This is a genomic window from Rahnella laticis, from assembly GCF_015644585.1.
GTDB lineage: Bacteria > Pseudomonadota > Gammaproteobacteria > Enterobacterales > Enterobacteriaceae > Rahnella > Rahnella laticis.
The window spans coordinates 546,759-565,973 of the sequence record NZ_JADOBI010000002.1; the positions used below are offsets into that span (position 1 = coordinate 546,759).

Sequence of the window (19,215 nt, forward strand, 5' to 3'; positions counted from 1 at the left end):
TAAAAAAATTCAGGCGGATTTCTCCGCCCGTTTTTTTCGTAATTTGTCACATCACCGTTTTAGCTGATATCTGCGCCGTTGGTGGCGATCACTTTCTGGTACCAGTGGAAAGATTTCTTCTTGTAACGGTTGCCGGTGCCGGAGATTTTGTCATCGAGATCGACATAAATCAGGCCGTAGCGTTTGCTCATTTCGCCGGTGGACATACTCACCAGATCGATACAGCCCCACGGCGTGTAACCCATTAGTTCCACGCCGTCTTCAATGGCTTCAGCCATTGCAGCGATATGCTGGCGCAGGTAGTTGATGCGGTAATCATCGGCGATAAAGTGGTTTTCATCCGGCTTATCGACGGCACCTAATCCGTTCTCAACAATAAACAGCGGCTTTTCGTAGCGGTCATAAAGCTGGTTCAGCGCGATGCGCAGGCCAACCGGATCGATTTCCCAGCCCCAGTCGCTGGCTTCGAGGAACGGGTTACGCGCGCCGCCGAGCAGATTGCCCTGCGCAGACACCGCGTCGGGATTGGTTTTGTTGATGGTTGAAGACATGTAATAGCTAAAACCAATGTAGTCCACCGTGTGCTGTTTAATCAGCGCCAGATCGTCCGGCTGAATGTCCAGCACGACGCCCTGCGATTCCCACAAACGTCTGGCGTAGTACGGATATTTACCGCCTGCCTGCACGTCCGCGCAGTAGAAGTTAAACGCCTGCGACTCTTTCAGGGTTTCCAGCTGATTCACCGGATTGCAGTCATAGGCGTAGTTCGTGGCGAACAGGATCATGCAGCCGATCTGAATCTGAGCATTCGTTTCGTGGGCAATTTTGACCGCCAGACTGCTGGCCACGAACTGGTTATGCCATGCCTGGAATTTGGCCTGCGCCTCCAGAGCGCCGGTTTTGACCGTCAGCCCCTGGCTCATGATCGGGAAATGCGCCGCACTGTTGATCTCGTTGAAAGTCATCCAGTATTTCACTTTATGACCAAAGCGCGTCAGCACCGTGCGCGCAAAACGCTCGAAGTGGCCGATCAGTTCACGGTTTTTCCAGCCACCGAATTCGGTCGCCAGATGCAGCGGCATTTCATAATGGGAAATAGTGATGACCGGCTCGATACCGTGTGCGATACAGGCGTCGATCACTTTGTCATAGTGCGCCAGACCGGCTTCGTTCGGCTGTTGCTCGATGCCGTTCGGGTAGATACGCGTCCAGGCGATTGAAAAGCGGTAACATTTGAAACCCATTTCCGCAAACAGGGCAATATCTTCCTCAAAACGATGGTAGTGATCGATGCCCTTGTGGTTCGGATAGGTGTGTTTCGCGGTATCCAGCGTGAAATCAAATTCCGGCGAAGAAACAATGCGTAACCGGTCTTTACCGCCAGGAATGGCATCGACAATCGACAGCCCTTTGCCGTCCTGATCGTACGCGCCTTCCACCTGATTGGCTGCCGTTGCGCCGCCCCACATAAAGCCTTGCGGAAACTTCTCTTTCATAAAAAACTCCCTTGAACAGTCAAAATACCCATGCGTGAATCATGCTGCGAATGAGGATGCCGATGATCGCGCCCGGCAGCGCATAGCGGAACAACCGGACGAAGCGGCTGGCGATCCCCAGAAAAATACCGATACCGGGCAAATCGAGCGTCTGGATCAGAAAACCGCTGGAGGCATTGACCTGCTGCGGGGAAAACAGCCCGCGATGGATCAGGTCAGACACCACGCCGTAATAGGCGGTGCCGCCTGCCAGCATTTTGGTCAGCGCGGGCAGAACGTACACGTCCGAGATACTGAAATACCCCAACACCGGCCCGAGCAGACGGGTCAGAAACTCAATCGCTCCGGCTTCTTTTAAAATACCGACCACGGTCAGCGAGAGGATCAGCATTGGCACGGAACCCAGCGCCAGACGGATTGCATCCGAACCCGCGCCATTAATGATGGCGATCAGTCCTTTGCCGGCTTTGTCTTCCAGCGGATTGCCCTCGCGTTCCAGCGCGGTGGCCGAAAGACGGCGGCCAAACAGATAGTACGTCGCACTGGCCGCGCCGAGCCCGCCGGCAATTGAAATGATAATCGCCGCGCCCCAGTGCAGGCCGTAAGGAATAAGCGGATAAAACACGTTGCCCTGCCCCATGGCGAAAAGCATTGCCAGCGTGGCGGCGAGATGGCGGTCAGACGTCCCTCTCTTTTCCATCATCGCCAGGGATGCCAGCGGTGCGGCGAAACTCACAAAATTCAGCTGGATCAGGGCAAATACGGCCATGCCCGTGACGCCAAAAGGGCGTAAAACCGGTGTCACCAGCCGGACAATCCCGTCGAGAACGCCACGAACTTCCAGGTACTTCATGATGATCAGCATGACCACCATGATTGGGATCAGCGTGTAAAGCGCCACGTTAACTGAGGCTTTCCCCGCCGAGAGAATGATCCCGATAATGTCCATTACCCGCTCCGCAAAAATAAATTGCCAGTAACATAGCGCCAACCCGACGTGTTGTCATGCGGTTGAGCAATGATAAAAAAGCGGCTAACGTAACTGAACGCCTGTCAGCTTCGATGAAAACAGTCAACACGGTGAACCGGCTAACCCGCTCATTTGCCGGATGATCTCAGGAGATTTCCATGTCAGATAAAGTGTCCGCCCAATGTCATTGCGGTTCGGTTGTCTTCAGCGCCGTACTGACCGATGGCTATAACAACGTGCTCCGCTGCAATTGTTCGTTCTGCCGTATGCGTGGCGCGGTCGTCGTCCCGGCTCAGGAAGTGGACGTCATTAAGGGCAAGGATAAGCTCACCGAATACCGGTTTAACACCGGCGAAGCCGCACATTATTTCTGTTCTGTATGCGGGATTTACACCTTCCACCAGCGCCGTTCCAATCCTGAATTTTATGGCGTTAATGTCGCCTGCATCGAAGGCGTATCGCCGTTTGACTTCCCGGTAGTCAGCGTCAGCGACGGCATTAATCATCCGAAAGATGGCGGTAAAGGCGGCGTGGCGGGATATATTCGTTACGAACCGAAATAAATACGGGGCTCAGGAATTAGCGACGGGAAATGAATAAAATGGCGTTCTTGTAACGCCATTTTTATTTTATCAAATAAAGTCGCGTCCCGTTTAAATGACAGCGGCCCGTTATCTTTACGGATTTATCTTTTCTGAATTTATCCTGACATTGTTGTTTCTCTTTTTCTGTCCTACTGTTTTCCCCGAGAATAATTTCTCTCTATGGACAAATAAAATTGCAACGTAGTTTTGCAAATTTATTCGCATTTCAATTTTGCGTGGAGAATTATTGTGACTAACACAACTGTTGCTATTTCAGAAAGTGATTCGGCTGCTTTGCATTTATTAGAGCAGGCAATGGGATATACTTTTCAGGCGTCATTGCGCGCCGTGGCGGAGTTATGCGTTGCCGATTGTCTGGTCAAAGGCCCGAAAACGCCCGATGTGCTGGGCAAAGAACTGGGCGTCAACCCGCGGCAACTCTACCGCGTGATGCGGATGGTGGCGTCTAAGAATATCTTTAAGGAGCATGAAAACGGTGAGTTTTCCCTGACGCCTTCCGCTGAATTTTTACGTTCGGACGTCCCCGGTTCCCTGCGTGCAGCGGTATTAATGCTGACGCATGAAACACTCTGGCTTCCGCTCGGCAATGTCATTGAAAATATTCGCGGCGAATCCGCCTTTAAAAATCGTTACGGCATGAATTTCTATGAATATTGGGCGCGGGAAAGTGCGCATGACGGTATTAATGATTTTGATCGCGGAATGTCTTCCATGTCTTCGGTTGAAAATAACTTTATCGTCCGGAGTTATCATTTTCCTGATAAATCAACCGTCGTGGATATTGCCGGTGGCATGGGCGGATTATTATTAAAAGTGTTGCAAGATAATCCGACACTGCACGGTATTTTATTCGATCAGCCGCAGGTGTTACCTAAAAACCGTCTCTGTGAACTGGGCGATGATTCCCGCTGGGAATTGCATCCCGGCAGTTTCTTTGAATCCTGCCCGACGGCGGATTTTTATATGTTGAAATACATCACGATGGACTGGCCGGAAGAACAGGCGCGTAAAATACTGCGCACCTGCCGCAATGCCATGCATGCCGGTTCGAAGCTGCTCATCATGGAACCGGTCATTCCGCGCGGAAACGCCTGGCACGGTGGCAAGGAAGTCGATCTGCTTTTGCTGGCAAGTTTTGATGGCGGGCAAACGCGTTCCGAAGATGAAATCAAAGCACTGCTGGCGAGTGCTGATCTCAGGCTGAACCGCATTATTGATACAGGCTGCTACGTCTCAATTGTTGAAGCGGAAATTCGCTGATTTCTGGCAGGAAACGTTGAGAAAATGCAGTGACAAAGGGGCACGCGGGATATCGCCGGTGCGTGCCCTTTCTGTTTCTGGCGTTCTTTATGCCGCTCTTTATGACGCTCTTTATGACAAAGACATGTCAGGCGGCTTTTACAGCGCGGGCTTTTTTCGGTGCGGGTGCTGCTTTTTCTTCTGCTTCAGCCTCAGCTTCCGGTTCAGCTGCTTCTGCGGTGACAGGCTCTGCGGTTTCTTCAGCAGTTTCCTGAACGACGACCGCTGCGGCTTCCGGCATTTTACTGGTGCGCAGGATATGCTGAACGGCATCTTTTTGCTCAGCGAGGTGCAGCGCTATGTTTTCCGCCAGCACTTCGTCGATCTCAAGCCCGCTCTGTGACAGCCACTCGGTGAAGGTATCTGCCATATCGAGCATCTTGTCGTAAGCGTCTGCATCTTTTTTATTGGCAAATGTCATTTTCTCTTCACCTTTTCTGACGACAACAAATTTTGTTTCAACAGCCATGACTCGCTCCTTATACTGTAATTATATACAGCATATTAATGATGAGTGCAGGATACATCATTCGGCCAGCTTTTTACAGCCCGACTGTATGAAATCTCGACCGGCCTGCGCTACATTCGTACGGTGATCATTAAAACAACCGAAACTCGCGGAGAACACAGTGACAGAAACCGACGTATACCAGTGGACAAAAGGCGCATTTCATATCACCACGGATAAAGCCGCGCAGGATATTCCGGCGATCCATCGTTACCTGACCCGCTCAACGTGGGCTGCCGGAATTGACGAGCAAACCGTGCGCGATTCCGTGGAACACAGCCTCAACTTTGGTCTGTTTGAAGGCGAAAAACAAATCGGTTTCGCCCGCCTCATCACCGATTACGCCACCTTTGCTTACCTGTGCGACGTCTATGTGCTGGAAGAATATCAGGGTAACAACCTCGGTGGCTGGCTGGTGGAATGCTGCCAGTCGCATCCGGTTTCCGCGCGCGTGCGCCGCATGGTGTTGTTCACCACCACCGCGCCATGGTTATATGAAAAATTCGGTTATGAACCGGTAAACCGGCCAGATTATGCGTGGGCGATAACCCGGCCTGATATTTATCTGAAGAAAGACAGCTAGGTTCAATCTTTGCGGTAGCGATTATCTGAAAACTGGCAAACTGTCCCGTCTGTTGTAACCGTGAATTTACGGATTCACGGCATCCCAAAACAGTGACAGCCCCGCCAGCATTAACATACCGTCAACGAAGCGGTGGAAAGTTTTATCCGACATTTTGACCACGAACTTTTTGCCGATCATCATCCCCGCAACCAGCGTCAGGCCAACCAGCAATCCGCTCAGTAAAACCGATCCCGGCATCGCGCCGATGGCACGAAAAGTGGACGCTTTCGCCAGATAAATGGCAAACGACGCCGCCGCTTCCGTTGACAATAACGCGCCCTTCGCCAGCCCGTAACCGGCAAAAACCGGGATTGTCAGCGGACCGGTCGAAAACACCACGCCGGTCAGAAACCCCACCAGCGCGCCGCTCAGCGCCAGTTGTCCGTCACTGAGCGACAGCGTTTTCTTTCTGGCCCAATGTCGCAACGGGATCAGCAGCAGGAAAAAAAGACCGATAAGAAGATTAGAAAGCGTCGCTGGCAGCGCCCACAGCGTGTTCGCGCCGAGTATGGCCGCTGGAATGCCCGGCACGGCGTACAAAAAGAATGCTTTCAGGTTGATGTCTTTGCGCCAGAGGATGACGCGCGAAATATTCCCCACAATGGCCGCGACGGCCATAACAGGGATCGCTGTTTTCGGGCCAAAAGTATAAGCCAGCGCGGGAAGCAGCATGATAGAAGAACCTGTGCCGACAATGCCGCTGATCATGCCCGCCAGAACGCCAATCACAATTATGACTCCATACATCATCACGTCGTATTTTCCTTTTCGGGATATTCACCGCCGCGATAATAGCGTTAAGGAAAAACCTGAACCCGTGATAAAAAGTCACACTTCAGTGAGTAAAATGTTGCGATTAAAACGTTGTGAATAAAGGAGTCGCCATGCACGCCCTTCCTCCTCTGACGTCTTTACGGGCTTTCTTCGTTGCCTGCCATGCGGGCAGCTATACTGCTGCGGCGCAGGAGTTGTGTATTACGCACGGCGCAGTCAGCCGCCATATTCAGGTGGTTGAAAAATGGTTCGGGGTGAATTTATTCAGCAAAGAAGGCCAGCGGCGGGTGCCGACGCCGTATGCGCTGGAGCTGGCACGTGAGCTGGGCAGCGCCTTTGATACGTTATCGGATATCGCCCTGCGCTACGGCAACGGCGGGCGGAACAACGTTTTTAACGTCAGTGTGCCGACCACGTTAAGCCTGAAGTGGCTGCTGCCGCGTGTGGACGATTTCTACGCCCGTTTCCCGCAGGCTAATCTGCAAATCTCTACTGCCAATACTGAGCAGCTGCATATCGTCGGGCATTATGATTTGCTGATCCGCCGCGAAATCAGCGCGACAGAATATTCGGCGATTCCGTTTTTGCAGGACACGCATTGTCTGATGGCCTCGCCTGAGATGCTTAAACGCTTTGCGTTGCGAAAGCCGGAGGATGTGCTGAATTGTCCGAGGATTGAAACCCTGACGCGGCCGGGGCACTGGAATCAGTGGCTGGCGGTTGCCGGTTTGCAAAACGCGCCGCTCAGCGGATTCCGGCGTTACGATCACTTTCATGTTTCGCTGCACGCGATGCTTGAAGGGATTGGCGTCGGGCTGGGGCCGGTCAGTACGTTATCTGCGGAAATCAGCCGCGGAAATCTTGTGCCGCTGTTCCCGCAGATCACGGTCGCGCCCTGCCAGTATCACGCCCTGACGCCGGTCGGCGTGCAGAAAACACTGCTCCATCAGGAGTTTGAGCGCTGGCTGGTGATTCAGGGCGCGTCAGACCTTTACTCGTAATTCTCGCCATACAGCCCGATCAGGCGTCGGACAACGCCGTTGGTCCAGCCGAAACCGTCCTGAAGCGGATATTCGCCGCCGCCCCCTTCGCGCGCGGCGCTGCCGGAGATGTGGTATTTCTCAATCAGCTTGTGATGTTTCTGATAAAACTGATTCACCGTGCGCAGCCAGCTGCGGGCGATTTCGTCACCCAGCGCGTCATTGCCGTACAGTTTGAAACCCTGGATCGCCATCCATTGCAGCGGTGCCCAGCCGTTTGGTTTATCCCATTGTTCGCCGGTTTCAAACTCCGTCGCCAGCAAACCGCCGGAAGTCAGCAGGCGTTCGCGCACCACTGCGGCGACTCTTTCGGCCTGTCCGTGCGTCGCAAGCCCGACGAACAGCGGCACCACGCTGGCGGCAGAAAACAGCGCCAGTTGCTGACGGTGCCAGTCATAATCGCGGAAGCATCCGTCTTCGTCATCCCACAGATAGCGGGTAATGGCGTCGCGGCGGATCTCCGCTTTCTTACGGAACAGCGCCTGCGTCTCGCGGTTGCCTTTCAGGCCGGAGATATTCGAGATTGCACTTTCCAGTTTGTAGAGGAATGCGTTGAGATCGACCGGAATAAACTGTGTGGTGCGGATACTCGCCAGTCTGTCCGGATCGCGCAGCCAGCGTGAGGAATAATCCCAGCCGGAGGCCGCACCGGCGCGCAGATCGCGGTAAACCTCATTAGCCGGGCGGCTGGAATGCTTCGCCGTCTCCACGTCTTCGCGCCACGATTCATCACGCGGCGTATCCCTGTCGTCCCAGTAGCGGTTCAGCAGCGTGCCGTCCGGCAGGCAAACCACGTGACGGTACGCCTGATTGGGCATCAGCGATTCCGCGCCGTCCATCCAGAATTCATACTCTTTCAGCAGATGATCCAGATAACGTCGCGCACCGCGCACGCCGTCCTCCTCGAACAGTTCGACCATCAGGGCAAATACCGGGGGCTGCGAACGGCTGAGATAATACGTCCGGTTGCCGTTGGGAATATGCCCGTACATCTCAATCATCCAGGCAAAATTATCCGCCATGGTGCGCAGCAAATCATTGCGGCCGCTTTCCGCCAGCCCCAGCATGGTGAAGTAGGAATCCCAGTAATAGGTTTCGCTGAAACGTCCGCCCGGCACGATATACGCCTGTGGCAGCGGCAACAGCGACGACCACGGTACATGATCTTCCGGCTGGCGCGTCAGCACCGGCCAGAGTTTATCGATGTGCTCTTTCAGGGAGTCGCCCGGATCGCTGACGTATTCATCGCCGTGATGGGCCGGTAAGGAAAAGTGCGCATCAACAAAGCGTTGCAGGTTAAAGCCGGGATGATTTTTTATCCGGCGGTAGCGCAGCAGAATGTCCAGCGGATCCATTTTCGGCGGGCAGTCCGGGAAAGTTTTGCTGTCTTCAAACAGGTGCGAAGACTGTACGGCGGTGAACAGTTCCATGTAGCGATCCGCCGGAGTCAAGGCATCGGATGGCGGCAAGCCTTCGATCATTTCCGGTTCCGGCTCGGCGTCCATCATCCGGTCGAGGATCAGTTCAATAGGTTCCAGTTCAGGGAATTCGTTCGTCTGTAATTTAGCGTTTTGCATATGCGACAAGCCTCTGCATTGCGTTAAAAATGACACAGCCCTGGTTCAGGGCTGTGTTTAGAGAAGTTTTTCTCAGGCGACGGCGTTGTGCGCGACGTCGTGGGGTGAAATGGCCAGCAAATCCTGCAAATAGCTTTCGCCCCAGTGCGTAATATCGTTTTTACGCAGGACATCCATCATGTCGTTGTAGCGTTCACGGCGCTCTCCCAGCGGCATCGTCAGCGCTTTATCAAGCGCGGCGGCCACGTCGTCACGGTCATACGGGTTGACAATCAGCGCCGCCGTCAGTTCATTCGCCGCACCGGCAAACTGCGACAACACCAGCACGCCGGGGTCTTCAGGGTCCTGCGCCGCGACGTACTCTTTCGCCACCAGATTCATGCCGTCGCGCAATGGCGTGACCAGCCCGACGTCGGTCAGGCGGAACAGTTTCATCAGCAAACTGCGCTGGAAATGCTGATTGAGATAGAACAGCGGCGTCTGGTTCAGGCTGCCGTATTTCCCGTTGATGCGTCCGACTTCAGTTTCAAGCTGGTGACGCAAATCCTGATACGCCTGCACATCGCCACGCGACGTTGGCGCAATTTGGGAATACCGCACTTTGCCGCGATGCTGCGGGAATTTCTCCAGCAGTGCCTCGAACGCCAGAAAACGCTCCGGCAGCCCCTTAGTGTAATCGAGTCGTTCGCAGGAAATAATGTTTTTCGCCTCGCGCAGCTCGCGTTCCATGGCGGCCATTTTCGGCGGCAACGGCCCTTCCGCCATTTTGCGGATGCTGTCTGGCGCAATGCTGATCGGATAAACCCCGGTCTGGAACGTATTGCCGAACGCCTGATGCAGACAGGTATTGGACGGCTGCAAGGTGGTCAGCTCGCCGAGATTATCCAGAAAGGCCTGACGGTCGCCTTCGGTCTGGAAGCCCAGCAAATCGAAATGCGACATCATCTCCAGCAGTTCGTTATGCGTTGGCACGGCATTAAAAATTTCGGGTGTAGGGAAAGGAATATGCAGGAAAAAGCCGATGCGGTTTTTTACGCCAAGTTTGCGCAGCGCGGCGGCAAAAGGAAGCAAATGGTAGTCATGGATCCACAAAATATCGTCGGGTTTTATCAGTGGTTGCAATCTTCTCGCCAGCAGATCATTGACGCGGCAGTAGCCTTCCCAGGCTTCACGCTGGAAATCCACCAGGTCGATGCGGTAATGAAGCGCTGGCCAGAGTACGGCATTCGAAAACTGGCAGTAATACAGATCGTAATCGTTTTGATTGAGCGGAACCGAGGCGTAGGTGATTCCGTCCTCTTCCACCAGACTGAGATCATCTTCCTCTTCGCCGGAGATTTCACTGATTTCTCCGTTCCAGCCAAACCACAGCCCGGACGTGTTTTTCAGCGCATCCATAATACCGACGGCAAGCCCACCCGCGGATTTTGACCCGTCAGGAATAGCAATACGGTTAGATACGACAACCAGGCGGCTCATAGTGTTGTCTCCTTATTATTGGTGGTTAAGTGACGTTGTAACGCTTCCAGCCACTGATATACATCGCTGACGCGTCTCAGACGGTAGCGCGCATGGCTGGAACCCTCTCCGACTTTCACGGAAATCCCCTTCATGGCATTGACGACCTGAAAGCCCTTTTCATCGGTCAGGTCATCGCCGACAAACACCGGGATACGCCCCGCGAACGGTGCCTGTTGCATAAACGTCGTGATTGCGGAGCCTTTATCGTTGCCGCGCGGCTTAATTTCCGCCACGCATTTTCCGCGCTGAAGCATCAGGTCGGGATACGCGGCGACTGCCGATTCGGCCAGTTGCAGAACCTGCTGCTGAAAAGCCGGTGCCTGACGGTAATGCAGGGCAAACGCCATACCTTTGGCTTCGAGCAACGTGCCCGGCATTTCGGCCATGCCCTGCTCGAGCTGTTTTTGCAACGCAAGCGCCACATCCTCAGGCAACGTCACGCGGTGCAGATTCCCTGCGGCGTCGCGCAGTTCGGCGCCATGCACGCCCGCCGCCGGTAACCGGAGCGGCGCGGAAAGCTGGTCAAGCTGTTCAACCGGACGCCCTGAGATCAGCGCCAGTGCGCCCGAGGTGGCCGCGGCCAGCGTTTTCAGATTATCGCGAACGGAAGCGGGAATGGTGACGGCGTCCGGCTCGGCGCAGATTTCGGCGAGCGTGCCGTCAACATCAAAAAAGAAAGCATAATTCCCGCCACTGAGGGCGGGGATCGGGGGCGTCTCTGTGGTGGTATCCTTCAGTTCTGTGGTCAATTTTAATCTCCTGTATACGTAGCCGGTTGCGCTGAATCGTTTTCACTGTTAACGAAAACAGCGCGGCGCAACCTCTCTACAATTGAATAAATATAACCTCTTATAAAGCGTTTGCAGGGACTATCAGAATAATCCAGAAACCGGTTTCCCGAATATTCGTAAAAAATTGCACTTAACTCCCGGAATTTTTGTCATTACAGATACTGTTCAATTTCAATCACTTTAATTCCTTTGCTTTTCGCCAGCCCGATACAATCGGCGGTATCCTCTCCGCCAGAAAATGCCAGAATAATATCCGGGCGGCTGTCTTCTAACATGAAAATATTCCGGCGGATTTCTGCATATTTACCGTGCGCCGCCCAGTTGGCGGGATAGCGCACGATATGAACGCCCGCATCCCGCGCCCAGCGCTCGATTGCACCGCCGGAGGACTGATGTCCGCCGTGGATCAGTACACGGATATTTTGCGATTGCGAATATAAATCCAGTACCCGCGTCAGCGTACTGATTCCGGTATAAAACCGGCCTGAACAAATAAGCACTCTCATGAACTTTTCCTGTTGTTTTTATTATGGGATTTACACGTCTGCGTTATTTTCAATGATGGCCCGTAATTCATCTCCCCGCCGGTCAATAACCGGATAAGCCACGGCGGCAATATGATGATGTACGCGGCGGTAATCGCGTAAAACACGCTGGAAAATATCGCCGGATTCCGCCCACGCATTTTTATCATCGCGCAGCTTTTTAAAATGCTCACGACTGGCGGTGGCTTCAATCTGGCGAATCACCTCTTTTCGCGCCACCAGCTGATGCGCCGCGTCGTGGTCTTCGCCCAGAAATGCGGTCACGGCCAGACGCTGGCTGGTGAGGATTTCCGTATGCAGCAGCGCAATATTGTTGCGCTCGAACTCGCTGAACGTCTCGCCGCGCCGCGTCCTGCGGGCAGCCAGCTCCGCCAGGCTGCTGGAGAGAATGTCACCCGCATGTTCGACGTTAATCACAAACATCAAAATTTCCTGCGCGCGGTCAGCATCGGCGTCGCTCAACCCGTCGTGCGCCAGATCGGCCAGATACGCCCGGATCGCCGCACTCAGCATATCCAGCGACTGATCCAGCTGACGGATTTCCGTGCGGCTGCCCTTCTCCGGGTTCTGAAACAGTACCTGCAAGCGGTCGAGCATAATGTTGAGCATGTCGGCCGCGCGCAGGGATTCACGCACGGAATTGGATAAACCGATGTACGCAATATCCAGCCCGGTTTCGTCGAGGTACACCGGCATACCCGGATCACCGGCTCGCGCCTCTTCCGGGAAAAGCCGCTCAAGCAGGCGGGCGACTGGCCCCGTCAGGCCGATAAATACCAGCGCCAGCACGGCGCTGAACGCGGTATGAAACCACACCACCAGTTGGGGCGTGGACAGCGCAAAATTATCTGCAAGACGCGCCAGCAACGGCATAAAGGCCAGCGCCACCACGCAACCGGCGCAGCGGATCAGCAGATTGCCCACGGGCAGGCGGCGGGCGACGGCTGTTCCGGCATTCAGCACCGGCGGCAGCGCGCCACCGATGTTCGCACCGAGCACCAGCACCATGGCGGTGACCGGCGTCATGACGCCCGTCGCTGCCAGCGAGGCGATCAGTAAAATCACCGCCACGCTCGAATGGCAAACTAACGTGAGGATCACCGCCACGGACAGCGCGATCAGCGTATCGCCCTGTAACCCGGACATCACAGCGCGGAACACCGGCGTGGATTCGATGTGTCCGAGCGTTGCGCCCAGCAGGCTCAGCGCCAGCAGCATCAGCCCGAGGCCAATCATCGCGCAACCGGCGCTTTCAAAGCCGGTATGGTCGCGCATTTTAAAGACGATAAATCCGCTCAGCATCAGCAACGGAACCGCAATCGCGGTGTTGAAACTCATCAGCTGAACCACCAGTGTCGAACCGACGTTGGCACCGAGCATCACGGCCAGCGCAGGCGCGAGGCTCAGCGTTCCGGCGGCGGTAAACGAGGTGGCCATCAGGCTGACGGCGGTGCTGCTTTGCAAAAGGCAGGTAATGCCTACGCCGGACAGCAATGCCATCCCGCGATGTTTAAGATGACGCCCCATCCAGTGGCGTAACGGTGTCCCGAATCCGCGTTGCAGCGCGGAGGAAATCATGTGGGAACCCCACAGCAGCAGGGCAATTGCGCCTGCCAGGTTGATCAGTAAGGTGGTGCCAGATTGGGTTGTTGCAAACATAATCGCTCCCCTTTTTCAGGGTTGTCATTGTGAAGCGTGGTGCTATTTTCAGTCTTAAAACGGTGCCGCAAAGCGCTGCGGCACCGGTCAGGTTTTAATGAGAAATCAGGACATCAGAACCACTGTTTAAAACGACGGATGTAGAACGTTTTCATGCCCTGTGCGACGCAGCAGTACGCCAGCAGCGTACCGGCCAGCCACGGGAAGTACTGCCACGGCAGCGCCTGTAACCCGACGATCGGCCCCAGCGGAGAGAACGGCACATAGATACCGACCGCCATCACCAGCCCGGTCATCAGCATCACCGGCCACGCCGCTGTGCTCTGGATGAACGGGATTTTCTGGGTACGCAGCATATGCACCACCAGCGTCTGGGAGAGCAGCCCTTCCACAAACCAGCCGGACTGGAACAGCGTCTGCATATGTTCACTGTTGGCGCTGAACACGTACCACATCAGGGCAAACGTCGTCATGTCGAAAATGGACGACGTCGGCCCAATCCACACCATGAAACGGCCAATGTTTTTGGCATCCCATTTACGCGGTTTTTTCAGGAACTCCTTGTCAATTTTGTCCCACGGCAGCGCCAGCTGGGAGATGTCATACATCAGATTTTGCAGCAGTAACTGAATCGCCAGCATTGGCAGGAACGGAATAAACGCACTGGCGACCAGAACGGAAAACACGTTGCCAAAGTTGGAGCTGGCGGTCATGTTCAGGTACTTCATGATATTCCCGAACGTTTCGCGCCCTTTCAGCACGCCCTCTTCCAGCACCATCAGGCTTTTTTCCAGCAGGATGATATCGGCAGATTCTTTGGCGATATCCGTACCGCTGTCGACGGAAATCCCGACGTCTGCGTCACGCAATGCCGGTGCATCGTTGATACCGTCACCGAGGAATCCGACCGTGTGGCCGTTGGCCTGCAACGCTTTCAGCACCCGCGATTTTTGCAGCGGCGTCAGTTTTGCAAACACCGTGCGCTCTTCCACCAGCTCACGCAGCGTGGCGTCATCGAGGCGTTCAATCTGCGGCCCGAGCAGCGGTTCGCCCGGAGCTAATCCCACCTGATGACAGATGCGGCTGGTCACGACGGCGTTATCGCCGGTAAGCACTTTCACGCCCACGCCGATATCACGCAGCGCCGCAATGGCCGGGCCGGCAGATTCTTTCGGCGGATCAAGGAAGGTCAGGAATCCTTGCAGGATCAGGTCGTGCTCATCGGTTGTGCCATACTGTTTTTTCGCCTCACTTTTGCGGATGTCGCGGGTCGCCACCACCAGCACGCGGAACCCTTCCTGGTTGTAGTCATTCGCCAGCGCCAGCAGTGCCTCACGGCGTGCCGGAGTCAGCTCCACCACCGCGCCGTTTTCCTGCATGTGGGTGGAAATACTCAGCATCTCCTCTACCGCACCTTTACAGATCAGCAGATGATTTTCCTTCGCATCTTTCACCACAATCGACAGACGGCGGCGGACGAAATCGAACGGCATTTCATCCACTTTGCTGTAACCCTGAGGCCGTGTGAATTGTGAAACGCCATTTTCGGAGAAGTGCAGAACCGCCTGATCCATCAGGTTTTTGATGCCGCTCTGGTGATAACTGTTCAGCCATGCCAGCGCCAGCACGGATTCGTCTTTTGCTCCTTTTGTGTCGATGTGGTGCTCAAGAATGATTTTGTCCTGCGTCAGCGTGCCGGTTTTATCGGTACACAGAATGTCCATCGCGCCGAGGTTCTGAATGGCGTTCAGACGTTTGACGACCACTTTGCGTTTTGCCATCGCCACCGCGCCCTTCGCCAGATTGGCGCTGACGATCATTGGCAGCATTTCCGGCGTCAGCCCGACGGCGACCGCAACGGCAAACAGCATCGCATCCCACCATTCGCCTTTCATGATGCCGTTGATCAGGAAGACCACCGGCACCATCACCAGCATGAAGCGGATCAGTAACCCGCTGACGCTGTTCACGCCGCGATCAAACGCCGTCTGCACGCGGGTGCCGACAATGGCTTTCGCCAGCGAGCCAAAATACGTTCTTGCCCCGGTCGCCACGACGACGGCCTGCGCCGTGCCGCTGACGACGTTGGTGCCCATGAAACAAATGTTGGGAATATCCAGCAGGTTTTCATTTTCCGCACTTACGTCGCTGGCCGATTTTTGCGCCACGTCGCCCAGCGTGTCGTACTTTTCAACCGGCAACGCTTCACCGGTCAGCACGGCCTGGCTGATGAACAGATCCCGCGATTCAATCAGACGGACATCCGCCGGGATCATATCGCCCGCATAAAGCTGCACGATGTCGCCGACGACCAGTTCGCGCATCGGGATTTCACGCAGCGAACCGGCTTTTCCCATGCGGTCACGGCGCAGCACCGTGGCCGTGGTTCTGACCATGGCTTTCAGCGCTTCCGCTGATTTCGCCGAGCGATATTCCTGCCAGAAACGGACGAGCCCGCTCAGCACCACCATCGTGCCGATGATGTAAACCCCGGTCAGATCGGTTTCTTCTCCGGCGCGCAGCGGGAACCAGAAATCGGTGAAGAAGCTGATGACGGCCAGCACGGCTAATACATAGATGAACGGGTTGTTAAAGGCCTTCACCATCTGAATCAGCGCGTGAGGCGGCTTGTCATGGGCGACTTCGTTGTAACCTTCTTTCTCCAGACGCGTGGCGGCACTGGCTTCCGTCAGGCCGTCGCGGGTGGCGTTAACGTTAATCAGCGTCACCGCGACGCCGTTTTTCGCTTCCTGCGCGGCACGCATGGAGAGCGTCTGTTGTTTCTTTTTTTCTTGTGTGGTGTTGTTTTGTACAGTCATGGTGGTGCTCCTGTCGCGCAACAATAGGGGCGTAATATCTGTAAGCCTTATTTCAGGCGGCAGAATATTGCCCGTATCGTCGAAACGATCGGTATTTTCATTTATTTTATGCAGGGCTATCCGCTGTTTATTTTAAGATAAACAGAGCAAGCCTTATTGTTTGTCTTTTATTTCTGCTTCAGGTTTCGCCGGGCGGAATTATTCTCTGAAATAACACAGTCGAAACAGTCCAACGGAATTAAATCAGCGATATTCCTGCCGGAAAACGATCAGGCAGTAATAAGGACGAGATCCAGCGCGGGATAAACCACGGGCTAAATCAGGCGGGGGAAAACCGACTTTGAGGTTCTTCGCTGTCAGCCATGATGCAACGCTGTTCAAGCTGGCCGGTCACAGGACTGACGCGCCAGGTGGTCACGCGAAGATTCATGTTGCTGATTTTAGAAGAAAAAATTGAATGCGAGTCTTTGCCGCGCGCAGCCAGAACCCTGTCTCGGGACGGACGGACACGCAGAAGTGATGTCAGGGTTTTGACATCAGGATAAAGGATTGATTTGAAGTTCATAACACACCCCGGGACCGTAAACACTCAGGTTGAGGTGAGATAACACAAGAGCATCAGGCTCTGGCGAGGCGCACCCAAACGATGAAATGATCACAGTCGATTTCATGTTTAATATTCCGAAGCGCCGGTTCAGCGTCATTCGGGAAGCTACTAGATACAGTGTCCATTAGTCTCTTATGTTAAGTGAGGAAAGGCCGCAACATCCGGCACGTGCAATTTACGCATGCTGTATATTATTGTCAACCCGTAAACCGCTATTAAAAGTGTTCGTTTATATTTGGGCGAGGTTACGGCGAAATATAAACGAACATCAACAACCTTATTATTTCGACGATGGCAGACTTTCTGCCAGCCTGCGGCTGATCGGTTCGAACTCCGGCGTTGCGCGGCGTTTCAGATTGTCCGGCTTATTTTGTTCAATCGCCTGCCAGTATGACCACGGCACTTTGCCTTTGCCCAGTTCGTAATCCATCGCGTCCCAACTGTCTTCGCGAAAACTGTAAAAGGCCCAGTGCGCCTGATTTTTGTCGAGCACGGAAAGCACGTCATCCAGATACTGGCGGCAGTCGTTCAGCATCCTCACGCAGCCAAACTCACCGGCGACCATGCGGCTGGCAGGAATGCCCTGCTGTTTCGCCCAGTCGAAAGGTTGCTGAAGATAATCCGCCACGCGTTTTGCATCCCATCTTTCAGGCTTTCCGCTGAAAGGAACATCGCCCGGATACGTAAAAGGCCGGTCGCGTTTGAGATTGGGTCCGCTGGTCGCTTCATAGGGTTCATACATATGGAAACTGTACAGCACGCGCGGGTCTTTGAGCGGCTCAGGCCAGTAACCGAAACTGTCGGCGGCAGCGTACCAGCCGCTGTCCACCATCACCGGCGTAACCGGATCCACCTCGCGAATGGCCTGAATCAGCAGGGTATAAAACGCCGGTAAATCACGCGCGGTGCCCTGATGCTGCTGATACCAGCGCTGCATATCGGCCTGTGACGCATGTTCCTTCACCCCGCCATTTTTCTCCGGGGCCGGTTCGTTGATGAGATTATAGGCCGCTACGCCGGGCGTATCTTTCAGCTCTCGGGCAAGGTCACGCCAGAAATCCGCGCTCTGCTGCCAGTATTTTTTATCCTGCCAAAGCCGCCCGTCAAATTTGTTGCCGTTGTTCTGCGACCAGCGCATCCCCGGCAGCGACAGCGGCGTGATCACTACTTTCAGCCCGGCGGCGTGCGCACGTTTGAGCGCAGCTTTCAACGTGGCCAGATCTTCCGGCACCAGCCCCTGATAATGGTCGGCGTCTCCCAGCAGGAAATCACGCTGCGCGGGTTTCCATTTGTCGTAAGACAGGCGCACCCAGCTTGCGCCATAGCCCCGCAGCGCCGAAAAATACGCGTCGTCCGGCGGCAGGCGGTTGAAACTGTTGCCGCCATATTCAGGCGTATTCCAGAAAGCGATTTCATCGGCGGCGCTGGCTGGCGCTGAAACCAGGATGCTGAGTAACAAGGCGGCTAAGGGCAGTTTTGCAGGTGTGATTTTCAGAGTCATAAATTCCGTTTCATCAGTCAGTTTTTTGATTCGTAGTGACGTCATCATCTACGTGAATGCGCCACACTAGCGAAATCATGGCAAAACCGCATGCTCCCTCACCGGAAATTTGAACGGGCGCACGGAGTGAAACGAAAAATGCCGGTCAGCGCAAACTGACCGGCGGCATATTCCGGCATTCATTCCGGTATTTATCAGAACGAATATTGAATCCCTAAACGGAAACGCGTCTGACGTTCGTCGGTAGTTTTTCTGACAGAAACATCACCGACCTGAACATATGGCGTCCAGTTTTTATTAATATTATAAGCGACCTTCAGATCCTGCTCATAATCCCATTTATCGTTGTCATATAAAATCTGGTCACTGTGCTTATAAATATAGTTATATTCAAAGCGCCAGTCGGCAAGACGATATCCCAGCCAGATTTCACCGCGATTGGTTTTACGGTCTTCGGTATTTTCTTTGGTATAACGGGTATATTCGTAACGATAGCGTGCATTAAAGTAAATGCCGCTGTCGAAGGTATATCCGGCGGTTAAAAACGGTTTGTAGATGCTGCTGTCAGAGCTGGATTCGAGCGTAAAACCCGGTTGCAGGAAGAACGCGGGCGTCACTTTATACTGATAGCTGATGGTGCTTTCAGTGCCGTTATCCACCAGATTATTAAAGGGTTTATTGGGGTTGTCACCACCGGATTTCCACTTAGCTTCCAGTGAAAAACCAAAACCATTGGCAAACCGGTGTGAAACTAACGCCCTGTCTTTATGTTGTTTACTGTCATCGAGCCATTCATGGCGAAGATCGATCGTTACGGCCTGGCTGCTGGCGCTGGCCAGCAGCAGACCGCAGATCAGCAGTCTGTTATTTTTCATTTT

General features: G+C 54.3%; 17 protein-coding genes. 4 read left to right on the top strand and 13 right to left on the bottom strand.

Annotated features, from left to right (window positions below):
* Window positions 1-59 precede the first annotated feature (59 nt).
* Entirely contained in the window at window positions 60-1,496 is a 1,437-nt protein-coding gene (locus IV433_RS05705) for a glycoside hydrolase family 1 protein (RefSeq protein WP_195813392.1), read from the bottom strand.
* 19 nt (window positions 1,497-1,515) lie between these two features.
* Window positions 1,516-2,445, bottom strand: a complete 930-nt coding sequence (locus tag IV433_RS05710) for a nucleoside recognition domain-containing protein (RefSeq protein WP_195813393.1) — start codon at window positions 2,443-2,445, stop codon at window positions 1,516-1,518.
* Between the two features lie 179 nt (window positions 2,446-2,624).
* On the opposite strand from IV433_RS05710, the gene IV433_RS05715 reads away from it, so the two are divergent.
* Together IV433_RS05715 and IV433_RS05720 are read left to right on the top strand one after the other, a co-directional pair.
* On the top strand, window positions 2,625-3,029 hold the full coding sequence (locus IV433_RS05715) for a GFA family protein (protein ID WP_195813394.1): 405 nt from the start codon (window positions 2,625-2,627) through the stop codon (window positions 3,027-3,029).
* Window positions 3,030-3,299: 270 nt separating this feature from the next.
* The gene (locus IV433_RS05720) at window positions 3,300-4,331 is read left to right on the top strand and encodes a methyltransferase (protein WP_326838642.1); all 1,032 of its coding nucleotides are present in this window, start codon (window positions 3,300-3,302) and stop codon (window positions 4,329-4,331) included.
* A 127-nt stretch (window positions 4,332-4,458) separates the two neighbouring features.
* On the opposite strand, the gene IV433_RS05725 is transcribed toward IV433_RS05720, so the two are convergent.
* Window positions 4,459-4,839: a YebG family protein gene (locus tag IV433_RS05725; RefSeq protein WP_195813395.1), complete on the bottom strand. Its 381-nt coding sequence runs from the start codon at window positions 4,837-4,839 to the stop codon at window positions 4,459-4,461.
* 160 nt (window positions 4,840-4,999) lie between these two features.
* Between IV433_RS05725 and IV433_RS05730 the strand changes: the two genes are divergently transcribed.
* Entirely contained in the window at window positions 5,000-5,461 is a 462-nt protein-coding gene (locus IV433_RS05730; RefSeq protein ID WP_195813396.1) for a GNAT family N-acetyltransferase, read from the top strand.
* Window positions 5,462-5,527: 66 nt separating this feature from the next.
* Here IV433_RS05730 and IV433_RS05735 read toward each other — a convergent pair whose 3' ends face one another.
* Window positions 5,528-6,250, bottom strand: coding sequence for a sulfite exporter TauE/SafE family protein (locus IV433_RS05735; protein ID WP_229893261.1), 723 nt, complete (start codon window positions 6,248-6,250; stop codon window positions 5,528-5,530).
* A 137-nt stretch (window positions 6,251-6,387) separates the two neighbouring features.
* Between IV433_RS05735 and IV433_RS05740 the strand changes: the two genes are divergently transcribed.
* The gene (locus IV433_RS05740; RefSeq protein WP_195813397.1) at window positions 6,388-7,278 is read left to right on the top strand and encodes a LysR substrate-binding domain-containing protein; all 891 of its coding nucleotides are present in this window, start codon (window positions 6,388-6,390) and stop codon (window positions 7,276-7,278) included.
* Here the strand turns inward: IV433_RS05740 and IV433_RS05745 are convergent.
* The 9 genes from IV433_RS05745 to IV433_RS05785 form a co-directional block, all read right to left on the bottom strand.
* The gene (locus IV433_RS05745) at window positions 7,269-8,894 is read right to left on the bottom strand and encodes an alpha,alpha-trehalase (RefSeq protein WP_195813398.1); all 1,626 of its coding nucleotides are present in this window, start codon (window positions 8,892-8,894) and stop codon (window positions 7,269-7,271) included. The genes IV433_RS05740 and IV433_RS05745 overlap by 10 nt on opposite strands.
* Before the next feature lie 72 nt (window positions 8,895-8,966).
* Window positions 8,967-10,373: an alpha,alpha-trehalose-phosphate synthase gene (otsA, locus tag IV433_RS05750; RefSeq protein WP_195813399.1), complete on the bottom strand. Its 1,407-nt coding sequence runs from the start codon at window positions 10,371-10,373 to the stop codon at window positions 8,967-8,969.
* Window positions 10,370-11,152, bottom strand: a complete 783-nt coding sequence (gene otsB, locus IV433_RS05755) for a trehalose-phosphatase (protein WP_370530249.1) — start codon at window positions 11,150-11,152, stop codon at window positions 10,370-10,372. The genes otsA and otsB overlap by 4 nt, the downstream gene beginning before the upstream one ends.
* A 206-nt stretch (window positions 11,153-11,358) precedes the next feature.
* Window positions 11,359-11,712, bottom strand: a complete 354-nt coding sequence (locus IV433_RS05760; protein WP_195813401.1) for a DUF2493 domain-containing protein — start codon at window positions 11,710-11,712, stop codon at window positions 11,359-11,361.
* A 30-nt stretch (window positions 11,713-11,742) separates the two neighbouring features.
* Window positions 11,743-13,410, bottom strand: a complete 1,668-nt coding sequence (locus IV433_RS05765) for a Na/Pi cotransporter family protein (RefSeq protein WP_195813402.1) — start codon at window positions 13,408-13,410, stop codon at window positions 11,743-11,745.
* A gap of 113 nt (window positions 13,411-13,523) precedes the next feature.
* A complete protein-coding gene (gene mgtA, locus IV433_RS05770) occupies window positions 13,524-16,229 on the bottom strand; it encodes a magnesium-translocating P-type ATPase (RefSeq protein ID WP_195813403.1) in 2,706 nt (901 codons plus the stop codon).
* Window positions 16,230-16,548: 319 nt separating this feature from the next.
* Complete coding sequence (locus tag IV433_RS05775) at window positions 16,549-16,794, bottom strand: hypothetical protein (RefSeq protein WP_195813404.1); 246 nt, start codon at window positions 16,792-16,794, stop codon at window positions 16,549-16,551.
* 322 nt (window positions 16,795-17,116) lie between these two features.
* Window positions 17,117-18,337, bottom strand: a complete 1,221-nt coding sequence (locus IV433_RS05780; RefSeq protein WP_195813405.1) for a glycoside hydrolase family 5 protein — start codon at window positions 18,335-18,337, stop codon at window positions 17,117-17,119.
* Between the two features lie 194 nt (window positions 18,338-18,531).
* A complete protein-coding gene (locus tag IV433_RS05785) occupies window positions 18,532-19,212 on the bottom strand; it encodes an oligogalacturonate-specific porin KdgM family protein (RefSeq protein ID WP_152323925.1) in 681 nt (226 codons plus the stop codon).
* Window positions 19,213-19,215: the final 3 nt, after the last annotated feature.

Coding starts and splice junctions, on each gene's coding strand:
- IV433_RS05705 (WP_195813392.1), bottom strand. CDS start 1,496: ATGAAAGAGAAGTTTCCGCAAGGCTTTATGTGGGGCGGCGCAACGGCA.
- IV433_RS05710 (WP_195813393.1), bottom strand. CDS start 2,445: ATGGACATTATCGGGATCATTCTCTCGGCGGGGAAAGCCTCAGTTAAC.
- IV433_RS05715 (WP_195813394.1), top strand. CDS start 2,625: ATGTCAGATAAAGTGTCCGCCCAATGTCATTGCGGTTCGGTTGTCTTC.
- IV433_RS05725 (WP_195813395.1), bottom strand. CDS start 4,839: ATGGCTGTTGAAACAAAATTTGTTGTCGTCAGAAAAGGTGAAGAGAAA.
- IV433_RS05735 (WP_229893261.1), bottom strand. CDS start 6,250: ATGTATGGAGTCATAATTGTGATTGGCGTTCTGGCGGGCATGATCAGC.
- IV433_RS05740 (WP_195813397.1), top strand. CDS start 6,388: ATGCACGCCCTTCCTCCTCTGACGTCTTTACGGGCTTTCTTCGTTGCC.
- IV433_RS05745 (WP_195813398.1), bottom strand. CDS start 8,894: ATGCAAAACGCTAAATTACAGACGAACGAATTCCCTGAACTGGAACCT.
- otsA (WP_195813399.1), bottom strand. CDS start 10,373: ATGAGCCGCCTGGTTGTCGTATCTAACCGTATTGCTATTCCTGACGGG.
- IV433_RS05760 (WP_195813401.1), bottom strand. CDS start 11,712: ATGAGAGTGCTTATTTGTTCAGGCCGGTTTTATACCGGAATCAGTACG.
- IV433_RS05765 (WP_195813402.1), bottom strand. CDS start 13,410: ATGTTTGCAACAACCCAATCTGGCACCACCTTACTGATCAACCTGGCA.
- mgtA (WP_195813403.1), bottom strand. CDS start 16,229: ATGACTGTACAAAACAACACCACACAAGAAAAAAAGAAACAACAGACG.
- IV433_RS05775 (WP_195813404.1), bottom strand. CDS start 16,794: ATGAACTTCAAATCAATCCTTTATCCTGATGTCAAAACCCTGACATCA.
- IV433_RS05780 (WP_195813405.1), bottom strand. CDS start 18,337: ATGACTCTGAAAATCACACCTGCAAAACTGCCCTTAGCCGCCTTGTTA.
- IV433_RS05785 (WP_152323925.1), bottom strand. CDS start 19,212: ATGAAAAATAACAGACTGCTGATCTGCGGTCTGCTGCTGGCCAGCGCC.